At 54.0% G+C, this 15231-nt stretch carries 3 protein-coding genes; all 3 read left to right on the plus strand.

Going from position 1 to position 15231, the window contains the following annotated elements:
• The first annotated feature begins 341 nt into the window (after positions 1-341).
• Genes EG028_RS18255 through EG028_RS18265 form a run of 3 tightly spaced genes read left to right on the plus strand, consistent with a single transcriptional unit; the run spans position 342 to position 15217 of the window.
• Positions 342-12323 carry a Calx-beta domain-containing protein gene (locus EG028_RS18255; protein WP_120515772.1) on the plus strand — a complete coding sequence of 3994 codons (11982 nt, stop codon included), beginning with the start codon at positions 342-344 and terminating at the stop codon, positions 12321-12323.
• Positions 12324-12361: 38 nt separating this feature from the next.
• Complete coding sequence (locus EG028_RS18260) at positions 12362-13363, plus strand: PorP/SprF family type IX secretion system membrane protein (RefSeq protein WP_120516016.1); 1002 nt, start codon at positions 12362-12364, stop codon at positions 13361-13363.
• A gap of 18 nt (positions 13364-13381) precedes the next feature.
• Complete coding sequence (locus EG028_RS18265; RefSeq protein ID WP_120515773.1) at positions 13382-15217, plus strand: OmpA family protein; 1836 nt, start codon at positions 13382-13384, stop codon at positions 15215-15217.
• Positions 15218-15231: the final 14 nt, after the last annotated feature.

Below are 15231 nucleotides of genomic sequence, written 5' to 3' on the forward strand. Positions count from 1 at the left end.
CCCTAAAACTACGAAGTACCGGTATCCCGGGAGTGGCCATTCGATATTCGCCGGGGATATTTCCATATTCGTTGAAAATATGACCGGATTTAGAAGGGGAGGGGAATTTTGACCTGCGGGAAGGCTTGTAGTATTCGTACTACAAAGAAATTCAATAACAACATCTAATTTTGCCTCCATCCCATGCAAATGTGATTGTATATGTCCTGACCGATTAACCAAACCCAGATCCTATGTAAACATTTTACTTACCCGGAAACATTGCAGCCTATACATAATAGTCGTCATCCTTCTATACAGGATGGCCTGACTTCTTTTTGTTCCTCATATCCCGTATTAGAATGAAAAAACTAATCCTGTTCAGTATTCTCGCATTATTTGTGTCCCGTTCCTATGCAGACGACTACTATTGGGTAGGCGGCTCCGGCAGTTGGAGTGAGATCACCCATTGGTCCTCCACTTCAGGCGGCGTACCTAATAAATCAATCGTACCGAGTACCGGCGATGATGTGTATTTTGATGCGAACAGCGGCCTGATCGCTGGTTCCGTTGTAACTTTCCCCACCTCCGGCCATGCGGTTTGCCGCAACATGTCGTGGGTGGGCGTTACTACCGCCGCCATCTTCAGGAACAACGGCTCTTTCCAGTTGCAGATAAACGGCAACCTGGAGCTCTCCGCCACTGTGAAGTATGCGATGACGACCATCAATTTTCTCAACCCAACTGCCGGCCCGAACAATGTCACCTACCGGACAAACGGTGCGGTAAGGCTCGCTGCGAACTTGTATAACAATTTCATCGTCAATAAACCCGGCGGCTCGCTCACTTTGCTGGACGGGATGACCGCAAATTTGGGCACCAGTAATCTTGTACTGGCTGAAGGAACATTGAATCTGTCCGGGCAGACCCACGTATTCGGGAGTTTATCGGCGGGTGGTGCTACTGTCAGGAGCGTGAACATCAGCAATTCCACGATTACGCTCACCGGTACCTGGGAAACCAGGGGCACGAACATCACACTGAATGCTACGGGCTCTACCGTCACTGCTGACATGTTCCACTCGGCGGGCCTTACGTTCGCGAAAGTGATCGCGGAAAGGAATAACCCGGATATGGATATCAGCGGCAATACGTTCGCGGAGCTGATACTCAATGCCGAGGAGGCAAACATAGGAACCCAGCGTATAGGCGCGAACAATACGATCGCACGCCTTGAGTTTAAGGGCGGCGGCCGGCTTGCGGGCGCGGGCAACGTAATCGGCGAACTGGTGCTGGCGCCGGGGAAAGGTTATATTTTCCACGGCAACAATACGATCAATACCAGCATGCTGGCGAATACGCCGGACTGTGATGCACTGGGAGAACTAAGGGGCATTGATGCGAATGCGAGGCTTACCTTTGGGCCAGGCGCTACGGCCGATATACGGAACGTTTTTATGACGAGCCTCACTGCCGCAGGCAGCATTGTACCTATTACAGTTGTGGGGGTAGATGGAGGCAGCAATACAGGCTTCAATATTCAGCCGCGGGCGGCCGGCAATGCCACCTTGTACTGGGTAGGCGGCGGCGGCGAGTGGAACGACAAGGCTCACTGGAGCGCCACCAGCGGCGGCGCGGGCGGCGCCTGCGTACCGTTTATGACGGACAATGTGGTGTTCGACGCAAACAGCGGTTTTACCAGTGCCAGCAAAACGGTTATTTTAACATCTACCTCCTGGTGCCGCGACATGACCTGGACGAATGTGGCGAATTCCCCCATTTTTTCGACGAATGGGTACCCGATGGAGATCTGGGGCTCGGTGGAGCTGGATCCTACGCTGACCCTGCAGGCGGTATCCACTCAATATGTAAGGGATTTCATCACGATAAAAGGCAGTGAAGCTACTACCTTTACTGCCAAAGGATGTAAGCTGGGCAACCCCTTGTTTAATATCGACAAAACAGGCCCGAACGGCGGAGTGACCCTCACCGACAATATCGCGTTCCCTGCCTGTAGCCTGAGAGTAGCCAGCGGTAAACTCCTGATGCCCGGGCGCACTGTAAATATTGCGGAATTCAGAAGCCAGACCAACACGGTCCGTACCATAGACTTTAGTAATGCCACGATCACTGTGGACGGCTGGGCACTGGACGAAAGGAACGTCACTTCCCTGAATAATGGTGCCGGTTCGTTTATCACTGCCAAGACTTACTTTACTGCAAATGGCCTTACCTACCCGAAAGTGCATTGCGATGCCATCCAGAACACGGTGAACATCTACGACAACACCACTATCGGTGAGCTGGTGTTTACCAATACCAGCCCAAGCACCTTGCTCATTGCATTGAACGGCAATAATAATATTGGCACGCTCGATATCCGTGGCGGCCGCGTCCATATCCGGGGCTTTAATACGATCAACAACCTGCTGCTGACCCCTTCACGTATTTATTATTTCCGGGGCACCCAGACCATCACCGGCCTGATGCGCTTCAACAACCCGGCATGTAATGGCCTGGGTGAAATAAGGGATTTTGAAGGCACCGGGGCTACACTCAACTTTGGGCCTTCCTCCACACGGGATTTTGATAATGTGTATTTACAGAATATCACCGCTACCGGCAGCGGCGTCCCTATCTCCGTGGCGGGCGCGGATGCGGGCGGCAATACAGGTTTTAATATCACGCCTTCCGCGGCTGGCCCGCGTTACTGGGTAGGCGGTTCCGGCAACTGGAACGAATCCGCCCACTGGAGCACTACCAGCGGCGGCCCTGGAGGCGCTTGTGTGCCCACCGTAGCGAACGACGTATATTTCAACGCAAACAGCTTTACTGCCGGTAGCAGCACCGTTACCATTTCAGAGGGTAACGCTTATTGCCGGAATATGGATTGGACCGGCGCCGCATTTTCGCCTGTCTTTTCTAAAGCAAGCAACAATCTCTATATGGAGATATGGGGGAATCTTACGCTGAACAATGCGGTAACTATCAATGCACAGCTGCTTCCCACCGGGACCACGAACAGTACCTTTACTTCCAACGGCAACGCATTGGGTAACCTGGATTTTCTTTTGACCAAATCGGTGGGGTATTCGTTCCGTTTCATGGACAATTTCTCCAATCCCCGGACCAGGATAGATATCAGGGGTGGCGGCCTTGATCTGAGCGGCCGTACGATAACATTGGACGCGATAAGCGACGGGAACCAGAACGGTGCCACCAGTATAAACATCACCAATACCACTGTCAATGCGGGAGCCTGGGAATACCAGGGGGGCAACAAGTCGTTGCAGGCTGTGGGCTCAATCATAAACACCTCCGGGTATTTCGTGGCAGACGATGCTGCTTACAACAAAATAAGCACTGGCGCTACCGCATCGTCGTCTATAAGCCTCCTCAGAATATCCGCAACAGAGATTATTTTCACTCATCCCTCTGCTGCATCAGAGGCCCGTATTTATAGCGGTAATACCATTGGCAAGCTGGAGTTCAAAGGAAAAGGGTACATCGCCGGACCGGGTAATATCATAGATACGCTGATCTTTTCTCCTGGTAAGCAGTATGTCTTCTACAGCGGCTCCAATACCATCATCACCAAAGAATGGTTTGGCAGTGGTACACCCTGTAACCTGACAGAGATTACCAGTTCAGCTGGCACCCCCTTTACCGTTACTAAAACGGCAGGCGAAGTGAATTTTGATTATGTGAGGCTACGCAATATAACAGCGGCGGGCATTACACCGTTCAAAGCGCTGGAACACAGCGAAGATCTCACGGGTAATACGAACTGGAGCATTGCGCCGTATAACGGCTCAACACCTATCCTCGGTCTCGGGCCGGATATCACGCTTTGTGCAAATGAATTCCCGTATACATTAAATACAGACGGCTTCTTTGCCTCACCGCTGGCTTCCTTCTTATGGACCGGCGGCAGCACGGGAAAAACGCTGGTAGTCAATGGCCCCGGCACCTACAGCGTAACGGTAAGTTACCCTGATGGCTGTAGCCGCACCGATGCGATCACCATCACCCGCAGCGATGTGGTGATAGCTCCCATCACGGGCACTGCCAGCGTGTGCGTTGGCAATACGACACCGCTCGCCACTACCACGCCCGGCGGCACATGGAGCACCAACGCCGCCACGATCGCTACCGTAAGTACCACCGGCGTAGTAACCGGCATTGCAGCGGGCACGGCTACCATCACTTATACCTTTACCAATGGCGACGGCTGTACCGGTACGCAAACACGCATAGTGACTGTAAATGCCCTGCCAGTGGTAAATGCCATCACCGGCACTCTCACCTTATTTGAAGGCGGCACTACCGCGCTTTCCAACACCACGCCCGGCGGCTTATGGTCCACCGGCAATCCCGCCGTAGCCACAGTGAACGGCACCGGCGTTGTAACCGGCGTATCCGGCGGCACAGCGGATATTACCTATACCGTTACCAACGCGAACGGCTGTACGGTAGCCCGCACCGTGACTGTAACGGTAGACGGGTTCTCGCCCGCCAAACGCCAGCTGAGCATTACCCAAACAGCAAACGGATCCGAACCCACCACTAACGGCGCGTTCTCCATCCACCTGCCCACCGGCATACTTGCCGTGGAGCCTATTACAATTACTTACACGGTAGGCGGCACAGCCACCGCCCCCGGAGACTATACAGCCCTGAGCGGCACAGCCACGATCGCAACAGGCCAGAATGGTATAACCGTTCCCGTTGCCGTACAAAACGACGGGGTGATTGAAAGCACCGAAACGGTGATCGTGACGATCAACCCCGGCACTTCCGCCAATTATACTTACACGACCGGTACAGGCAATGCCACCGTACAGATCGCGGATGACGATAACGTTTCTGCCAACCGCATCCTGAGCGTGACGCGCCAGGGTGGGGCAAATGAACCGGCAGATGCAGGCACCTTTACGGTAGCCCTTCCAACTGGTGTACTGGCGCCTGAAGACATTACCGTTAGCTATACGCTGGGCGGTACTTCCACCAACGGGGTGGATTATGAGCTCCTGCCGGTTACTGTGGTAATCCCCGCAGGTCAGAACAATGTGGTGATCGATGTAGAGGCGAAAGATGACAAGATCATAGAAAGCATCGAGACCATTGAAATAACCCTTACCGGCGGTACCACGCCCACAGCAGGCAGCTTTACAGTAAGCGCCACCCAGGGCACCACCGTTATGAGCCAGGCCGATGACGATTCAAACATATCATTAAAGGTAATTTCCGTAACAGGCAACGGCGATGCCGGTGAACCCGGAACGAACAGCAGCTTTACGATCAGCCTGCCTGCGGGTTACACCACTTATGTGCCGGTCACGGTTACCTATGTTATAACAGGTACAGCCACGAACGGCCTGGACTATACCGGGCCTTCCACTACGGTCATCCTGCCCGCAGGCGATAATAGCGTAACGGTGCCCGTGACTGTTACAAACGACGACCTGATCGAGCCGCTGGAAACCGTGACCATGGATGTCAGGAGTGGACGAGGTATTAACAGTGGTGGAACGACTGTCATAACATTCTTCCGCAGCACCACCGCAGGTATCGCTACAGTGAACATCACCGATGAGGACAATACTGTCGCGAACAGGACTTTGTCCGTAACCGCGCAAAACGCCGCAGAGCCGGCCACTTCAGGCTACTTCACTGTTAGCCTGCCCTCCGGCAAACTGGCTTCAGAAGATATAACCGTCAACTATACCATATCGGGTGACGCTACACCGGGATCTGATTATACTGCCATCAACGCAACCGTGAAAATACTTGCCGGCAGGAATAACGTACAGGTGCCCTTGAACGTAATGGACGATCCGATCATAGAAAGTATTGAAAGGGTGACATTCTCCATTACGAATGGTACTTCCACCAATTTCACCTATACAGCGAGCGCGACCAATGGCAGCGTTGACGCTGAAATAGCAGACAATGACTTTGCAGGCAACAGCCAGGTGGTATTGCTCACCAAAGTTTCGGATGCCATGGAAGGCGGGGCCGACGGACGATACAGGCTGTCGTTCCCTCCCGGCGTAACCTCTTCCGAAGAGGTAAGGGTGAATTTTACAATAGCCGGTACAGCTGGCAATCCGTTGCCCAATACTGATTATGCCCTGAATGGCGCCAGCGCGGGCCTGATCGTGATCCCACCGAACACCAATGAAGTGTTTGTAGATGTGGACGCACTCACCGACGCGGTGGTGGAAGGACCTGAAACAGTGGTATTGACGATCACCCAGGCACTTTCCGATTCTCATACCTATACGATAGCGCCGTCCTCCAACTCAGCGACGGTGAATATCATCGACAATACCGCGACAACTTTCAGCCAGTTGCATGTAACGGCAGGCACAGCGGCATCAGAGCCTTTAGTAGGAGCAACCTTCACAGTAGGCCTTCCCCCGGGCGTTACCGCATCATTCCCGATCACGGTGGCCTATAAGCTCACCGGCTTAGCTACACCGGGTACGGACTTCCAGATGGGTACCATTGTGATACCGGCCGGAGACAACTCTGTGTCTGTTGTGATGAGTACCCTGGATGACAAGATCATCGAAGGCCAGGAGGATGTGGTCTTTGAGATCCTTTCAGGTAGCGGTGTAGACGGCGGTACGCCGTATTATTTCACGCCGGACGCAGGCGCGAATGCTATCACGATACCCATCACGGATGATGATGTGCTTACTGCCCGGGTATTAAAAGTAACACCGGGTGCGGACGGGGCAGAGCCGGGCACGAACGGCAGCTTTACGATCAGCCTGCCGGTGGATTATACTTCAGATGAAGACATCACGCTCATGTATAATATGAGCGGTACCGCTACTGCTACCGGGGATTATACATTGTCCACCGTCATACTCCCTAAATTCCAGAACAGCGTAACCATACCTGTGTTGGTAACGGACGACCCGATCATTGAAGGAACAGAGACGGTGATCCTTACACTGAATACCCCCAATGCGGGAACCGATGGCAATTTCTTCGACTATACCCGTGACGCTACTGATTTCGAGGCCACGGTGAATATTGCGGATGATGACAATACGCCGGTCAACAGCATTGTAAAAGTCGTGAAGATCAGTGACGGGGTTGAAGGCGGTAGTACTGTCGGATTCAATTTCGAGCTTCCTGCCGGGATTGTTCCTTCAGCGCTGATAACAATTGATTATACCATAGCAGGGACTGCGGCGAACAGCACGGACTACAACGGTGCCACTGCAGGTGATTTCAGCGGAACAGCAACAATTCCTGCGGGAAGTCTCACCGGCACCGCCATTGTGGCCAATGTTGTAAACGACCTGATCATAGAAGGTACCGAGACAGTGACCGTTACTATTACCGGACTGTCTTCCCCCGGCTTTACCTATACGATCGATCCTGTGGAAGGCACAGCCACAGCGGACATCCTTGATAATGATGACCTGGCTGCAAACCGTGTGCTGAGCGTGGAAAAAACAACCGACGCACAAGAAACATCCACCAATGGCCGGTTTACCATCAGCCTGCCCGGAGGCGCAGTTGCAGCCAACGACATTGCCGTGAATTATACGGTGAGCGGAACAGGCACCGCAGGTACGGATTATACAGACATCGGTACTTCCGTGGTAATCCCCGCCGGGCAAACCAGCGTAACGGTAGACGTGCCGGTAATAGACGATCAGTTGATTGAAACCACTGAAACCGTCGTGCTGACGATCATAGACGGCGATGCGGCTGGCATGGCATTCACCGCCAGCACCACAGACAACGAGGCAACCGTGGACATCCTGGATAACGACAATGTTGCAGGCAACCTGATCGTAAGCGTACCGGCTACAGCCGATGCGTCTGAACCCGGGACTAACGGAACCTTTACAGTAAGCCTTCCTGCCGGTTATACCGCTACGGAAGACATTACCGTAACTTATACAACCGGCGGCACCGCCACAGCCGGCGCCGATTACAGTACGCTGGGCAGTACCGTAGTGATACCTGCGGGGCAAACCAGTGTACAGGTAACAGTTGCCGTAACAGATGATGACATCATTGAATCTGCTGAAACCGTAGAACTGACCATTACAGCCGCATCTTCGACCAGCTTTACGCTTCTGCCCAGCACAACCAACGGCAGCGGTACCGTACTCATCAATGACGATGAAAACAGCAGCCCGGCGAACAGGACGCTTACCATCACCAAAGGAACGGATGCATCAGAGCCGGCGACTAACGGCAGCTTTACCATCAGCCTGCCCGCAGGCATCAGTGCTGCTGAAAATGTGACGGTGAACTATACGGTGGACGGCACCGCAACCGCCGGCGCAGACTACGTTGCCCTGAGCGGCATAGCGGTGATTTCCGCCGGGCAGAACAGTGTAAGCGTACCCGTTACTATAAGTGATGACCAGCTGATAGAAGTGACCGAAACCGTACGAGCTACGATCACCAGTGCCGGCTCCGCCAGCTTCACGTTTACCGCCAGCGGCAATGCAACGGTGGATATAACGGACGATGAAAGCACCCTGCCCGCGAACTTCACGGTGACTATCGCGAAAGGCGCGGATGCGGCTGAACCGGGCACCAATGGAAACCTGATCATCAGTCTGCCCATAGGCATCGCTGTTTCGGAAGACGTAACGGTGAATTATACTGTAAGCGGCACCGCTGCGGTTGGCAGCGACTACACCGCTCTTAGCGGATCGGTGATCATACCCGCAGGGCAGAACTCCGTATCCGTACCCGTAATGGTGGCGGATGACAATATCATAGAAACAACAGAAACAGTCATTACCACCCTCGCCGGTGGAAGCAGCACCAGCTTTACTTTCACCGGTACCGGCAACGAAACGGTCAATATCACAGACAATGATAACACCCCGGTAAACATAGCGCTGAGCATCACCAAGCTGAACGATGCCTCAGAACCGGGTACAGCGGGCCGCGTCAATATCGAATTGCTTGCTGGTATTACCACCACAGAAGACATCACCGTAACCTATACCATCGCCGGCACTGCTACAGCGGATGTGGATTATGCAGCGCTGACAGGCACGGCCATCATTCCCGCCGGTCAAAGCAGTGTAATGGTACCGGTTTCCGTGACGGACGACCAGGTGATCGAGCAACTGGAAACAGTAATGCTTACCCTCACCGGCGGAACAAGTGCCAGCTTCGCCTTTACAGGCAGCGGCAATGTGACTGTCAATATATCGGACGATGACAATACGCCGGCAAACCTGGTATTGAACGTTATCAGCAACGGCACCGCGGCAGAGCCGAATGTACCGGGCAGCTTTACGATCTCGCTCCCGGCCGGCATCACCGCTACGGAAGACATCACCGTTAGTTATGCAGCTGGCGGTACCGCCGCCGGCGGAGATGACTACAGCCTGCTTTCCGGCCTGGTGGTTATTCCTGCGGGAGATAATAGCGTGGATGTGCCGGTGGCCGTCGTGGACGATCAGCTCATCGAAGGCACCGAAACGGTTACCCTTGAAGTAACAGGCGGTACTGCTACCGGTCTGGGCTTCGCTCCGGGCCCGGATAAAACAGCTTCGCTGGATATCACGGACGATGAACTTGATCCCGCCATACTGGTGCTCAGCATCGCCAGGGGCACGGATGGCGCAGAGCCCGGCACGAATGGCAGCTTTACGATCAGCCTGCCTTCCGGAGTTCTTTCTGCCGAAGATATCACGGTGAACTATACGGTGAGCGGCACAGCTGCTTCAGGCGCAGATTACACGGCGCTCAGCGGCACGGTAACCATTCCTGCCGGAGATAACAGCGTGACCGTACCGGTAACCGTGGTGAATGACGATATAATAGAAGTAACAGAAACAGTGATCGCGACCCTTACGGGCGGCAGCAGCACGAACTTCACGTTCACCGCTGCCGGCAACGCCACTGTAAATATTACTGACGATGAAAGTAATGTGCCGGCCAATCTCGCATTGACCGTTACCAAAGGCAGCGATGCATCAGAACCTGCCACCAACGGCAGCTTCGTGATCAGCCTGCCAGGCACAACGGTTTCATCTGAAGATGTAATGGTTAACTACACCATTGCCGGCACAGCTACTTCAGGCGCAGATTACACGGCGCTCAGCGGCACGGTGACGATCCCCGCAGGAGATCACAGCGTGACCATACCGATGACTGTGTCCAATGACGATATCATAGAAGCCACAGAAACGGTGATACTGACCCTCAACGGCGGCAGCAGCACCAGCTTCACGTTCACCGGCACCGGCAACGCTACTGTCAATATCACAGATGAAGATAATGTACCGGCTAACCTCGCCTTGACGGTTACCAAAGGCGTTGATGCATCAGAGCCTGCCACCAACGGTAGCTTCGTGATCAGCCTGCCAGGCACTACGGTTTCATCTGAAGACGTAACCGTGAACTATACCATTACCGGCACGGCTGCCGCAGGCGCGGATTATAACGCCCTTACCGGCACAGTGATCATTCCTGCCGGAGACAACAGCGTGACTGTACCCGTGACTGTATCCAATGACGATATCATAGAAACCACAGAAACGGTGATACTGACCCTCAGCGGCGGCAGCAGCACCAGCTTCACATTCACCGGCACGGGCAACGCTACGGTGAATATCACAGACGAAGAGAATATACCGGCCAACCTGCTGCTGAATGTGGCTAACAATGGCGATGGAGCAGAGCCTTCCACCAATGGCGGTTTCACTATCAGCCTGCCGGGTGCTCTCACCGCAGCCACGGATATCACCGTGAATTACACCATCACCGGCACGGCTACCGCAGTCACGGATTATACGGCCCTTAGCGGCACGGTGACCATTCCGGCCGGAGACAACAGCGTTTCCGTACCAGTTGCCGTAAACGATGATCAACTGGTAGAAGGTAATGAGACAGTAATACTGACTATTACCAACGGCACCGCTACCGGCCTTACGTTCGCACCGGGCGCCGGCAGCCCGGCCACTGTGAACATCGCGGATAACGACGCCAGCCTGGAAGTAGTGGTAAGCGCTGGCACGCCTGCGCCCGCAGAGCCTGCAACCCCGGGAGCATTTAACATCAGCCTGGCAGGTGGCAGAACACCCGCCGCAGATGTAACGGTTACATACACGATCAGCGGCTCCGCTACCGCGGACGCGGATTACACGGCCCTCACCGGCACCGCTGTGATCCCCGCAGGCAGCAACAGTGTGTCCGTTCCGGTTACTGTACTGGATGACAACTTCGTGGAATTAGGAGAAACCGTGATCATCACGCTCTCCGGCGCCACATCTTCCGGCACCACCTGCACGATCGGCACCGCCAATAACGCCACTGTAACTATTGCGGATGATGATGCCAATACCCTGGAACTGGAAGTAACCGCCACTCAGCCCAACGCGGCTGAACCGGCTGCAAACGGTGCATTCACCTTCAGTATCGCGGGTGGCAAACGAACCACCGAGGCCGTTACAGTTCACTACGCAGTGGGCGGGTCAGCGATCGCTGATGCGGATTACCAGGCGATCACGGGCGTCATTACCATACCTGCGGGGCAAAACAGTGTAACTGTACCGGTAACCGTAATAGATGACATCATAGTGGAAGATCCGGAGTTCGTACAACTGAACATAAATGGAGGCCAGTCTGCCAGCTTCACCTGGACCGCCGTCGCTGCACAACATGCCGTGGTGACCATCAGCAGCAACGATCTGCCCATCGGCGACCTAACGATCACCAAAGAGATCGTTAGGCCATTATCCGGCCCGTACCGCATTGGCCAGGAGATCACCTACCGGATCACGGTAAGGAATATCGGCAACGGCCCGGCTACCGGTGTGGCGGTGAAGGATACACTGCCCGTTCAATTGGGCCTGCCTTCCGGCACCGTTACCAGCACCGGCCAGGTGAATGTGGTAGAAGCCGATAAAGTGGTAGTGTGGACCATCGGCGAAATGACGCCCAATGCTTCCGTGCAGCTGGAGATCCGTTGCAGGATCACCGAAGGCGGAGAACTGGTAGCCATCGGCGAAGTGGAAAGCGTAACCACGGACCCGGACCTGACCAATAACAAGGCTGAAATAAGATTGCAGATAGACGGCCAGGACCTGAACTTCCCGAACGTATTCACGCCGAACGGCGACGGGAAAAATGAGAAGTTCGTGATCGGCGGCATTGAAAAGTACCCGGGCGCCAAACTCCAGGTATTCAACCGCTGGGGCGGACAGGTATACCGGTCCAACGACTACCGCAACGACTGGAATGGCTCCGGTCTCCTGGAAAGCACTTATTACTATATCCTGGAAGTGAAAAAACCGGATGGTATTAAAACATATAAAGGATGGATAGTAATCGTACGGTAATGGCAACAATATTCTCTGCTGATCTTAAAAATAACAAGATGCAAACAATACTCAGGGCAGCGATAACGGTTTTGCTCCTCATTCCGGGAGCCTGCGCAGTGGCGCAGCAGAACATACAGTTCAGCCAGTATGTTTTTAACGGGCTCAGTGTGAACCCGGCTTATGCGGGATACAAGGAAGACCTTTACCTGAATGCCACCTACCGCCACCAATGGGCGGGCTTTCCGGGGGCGCCGCGTACGGGCGGTGTATCCCTGGATGGTGTAACGCCCGCCAGCGAAGGCAGGGTAGGGCTGGGCGGACAGGTATTGTTCGACCAGCTGGGGCCGCAGGAAGCTTTGTCTTTTTACGGTTCTTATTCCTACCGCATCCCGCTGGATGAGGAAAATACAAAACGCCTCTGCATCGGCATCGGCGGTGGCGTCACACAATATTCCATCGACGGTTCCGCATTGCAGTATGTGGACAACGATGACGTGGCGATCCCTACCGGCAAAACCAGTACCTGGGTGCCTGATGCGCGTTTCGGCGTTTATTATTATACATCCAGGTTTTATGCGGGCGTTTCGGTGATGGACCTTTTTTCATTGTATTCGGACGCTTCGCGGTATAACTGGAAGGGGAACAATTATTCCACTATCCGCAAAACGCAGCACCTGTACGTTACGGCAGGCACGGTGTTCCCGCTGGGGGAAAAACTTCAACTCAAACCTTCTTTCCTCGTGAAGGAAGATTTCAAGGGGCCTACCAGCCTGGACCTGAACGCATTCCTGCTGATCGGTGATAAGCTGTGGGTGGGCGGCTCATACCGCACCAACGTGAACATCTGGAAAAAGACCGAACTGCAGCGTGATCTCCAGGAACAGAACGCCGCCAGCGCGATGGTGGAATTTTATGCGACAAAACAATTGCGCATAGGTTATTCCTACGATCTGAACGTAAACAAGATGGCGGGTTACCAGGGCGGTTCACATGAAATATCCCTGGGGTTTTTATTCCCGTCCAGGAAGTACACGATACAGAATCCCCGGTATTTTTAAACCTATTACTCAGGAAGTATGATGCGACGTAGTTTAACCTTTATCATCGCCATAACGTTTGCGGGCGGCTTGTATGCGCAGGAACAGAAAAGTGTGCTGCAACTGGCCGAAGAGGCATATGCGCGGGAAGAATATGCGGTAGCGGGTGCGCTTTACCAGCGCCAGGCCCGTGGCAAAGAAAACAAAACGCCGGTGGCATTGCTCATGAAGATGGCGCATAGTTACCAGGAGATCGGTTATTTCAAAGAAGCGGCGGTTTTTTACCGGCAGATCATCGCGCGGCCGGATCGCCCCGCGGCGGCTTATTTCTCTTATGGAGAAACGTTGCGGCAGCTGGAACAATACGATTCCGCCAGGCAGCAATATGCCCTGTTCACCACCGCGAATGCGGACAGCCTGAAGCTGAAAGAAATAGCGCTGCGTGGCTGCGACAGCGCCGCTATATGGATACGACAACCTGCTCCCGTCCAGCTAACACCGCTGAAGGAACTGAATACCCCCGGATCCGATCTGGTAAGCGGAGTGCTCCGCCAGGGATTGCTGCTGATGTCCAACGGTTACCGCTCGCTGAACCTCAACGGCAATGCTGAGAAAGCACCGCGTACGGATCTGCGTACGCAGCAGCCTTATTACAAAGCGTACATGTACCAGCAGTACACACAAGGCAATGCGACCATGTACCTCGAAGAACTGGTGCCGGAATTGCTCGGGAAAAATGATTATCATATCGGCCCCGTTTGTATGAACAGGACCGAAGACACGCTTTACGCCACCATCAACATCCAGGGGAAAAACGTTCCTTTCACCGGTAAAGGGCCGTCCAACGGGGTGCGTCAGCTCCAGGTCTACCAGTCTGTCAAAATAGCCGGCAAATGGAACCAGCTGACGCTGCTTCCGGGCATCAATGTGGCGGGTCATTCCTCCAGCCATGCGGTGCTGAACACAGGCGGCAATATTTTATACTTTGTATCGGACCGGCCCGGCGGCTTCGGGCAGACGGATCTCTGGTATTGCGAAAGGCAGGCGGATGGAAACTGGGGCGCGCCGGTGAACTGCGGGGATAAGATCAACACGGTTGCGGCGGAAACATTCCCCACGGTGAACGAAGAAGGTATTCTTTACTTTTCCAGCAAGGGGTACGCCGGTCTTGGCGGTTATGATATCTACCGTGTCAAAGGAGATAAAACGAGCTGGGGAACACCCGAGAACATGAAGGCGCCTTTTAATTCCGGTGCGGACGATATCGGCCTTGTTCTCAAAAATAACGGGCCGGAAGGTTACCTGGCTTCGAATAAAGCCGGTGGCATGGGCAGCGATGACATTTATAATTTCGTTGACCGGGATTATTTCAACCGTGTAAACCATGTTTCGACGCCATCGGTAATAGAGCGGCCCGCGGGCGGGAAAGACCCGTATGCGCCTACTACGCCGGCTACAGGCACCGGTGGCGGGCCGGGCATCCTTAAGCGCCCGCTCACCGCGGAAGAGGAAGAAGATAAACGGCGGCTTGAACAACTGAAATTACTTTACGATTACAACAGTGCAAAGCTGATCGCGGAATCGCGGCAGGTGCTGGACCAGGTGGCGGAAGTAATGAACCGCAGAAAGGATTGGAAGATCGTGATCGCTTCCTTTGCGGACAGCCGGGGATCGGATCAGTTTAACACAGACCTGTCCGCCCTGCGTTGTTTTGCTGTTATCGACTATCTGATCCATAAAGGCATTGATCCCCAACGCCTCTATTATGCGAACAATGGTGAACTGGAGCCGGTAAACAAATGTAAGGATGGGGTACCCTGCAACGAAGAAGAGCACCAGCAAAACAGGCGTTCGGAACTGAAAATAAGATGGTAAGATGATTTCCGGGA

The organism is Chitinophaga barathri (assembly GCF_003807585.1).
Taxonomy (GTDB): domain Bacteria; phylum Bacteroidota; class Bacteroidia; order Chitinophagales; family Chitinophagaceae; genus Chitinophaga; species Chitinophaga barathri.

Excerpts from the sequence above, each read along its gene's own strand:
- EG028_RS18255 (WP_120515772.1), top strand. The coding sequence starts at position 342 with ATGAAAAAACTAATCCTGTTCAGTATTCTCGCATTATTTGTGTCCCGT.
- EG028_RS18260 (WP_120516016.1), top strand. The coding sequence starts at position 12,362 with ATGCAAACAATACTCAGGGCAGCGATAACGGTTTTGCTCCTCATTCCG.
- EG028_RS18265 (WP_120515773.1), top strand. The coding sequence starts at position 13,382 with ATGATGCGACGTAGTTTAACCTTTATCATCGCCATAACGTTTGCGGGC.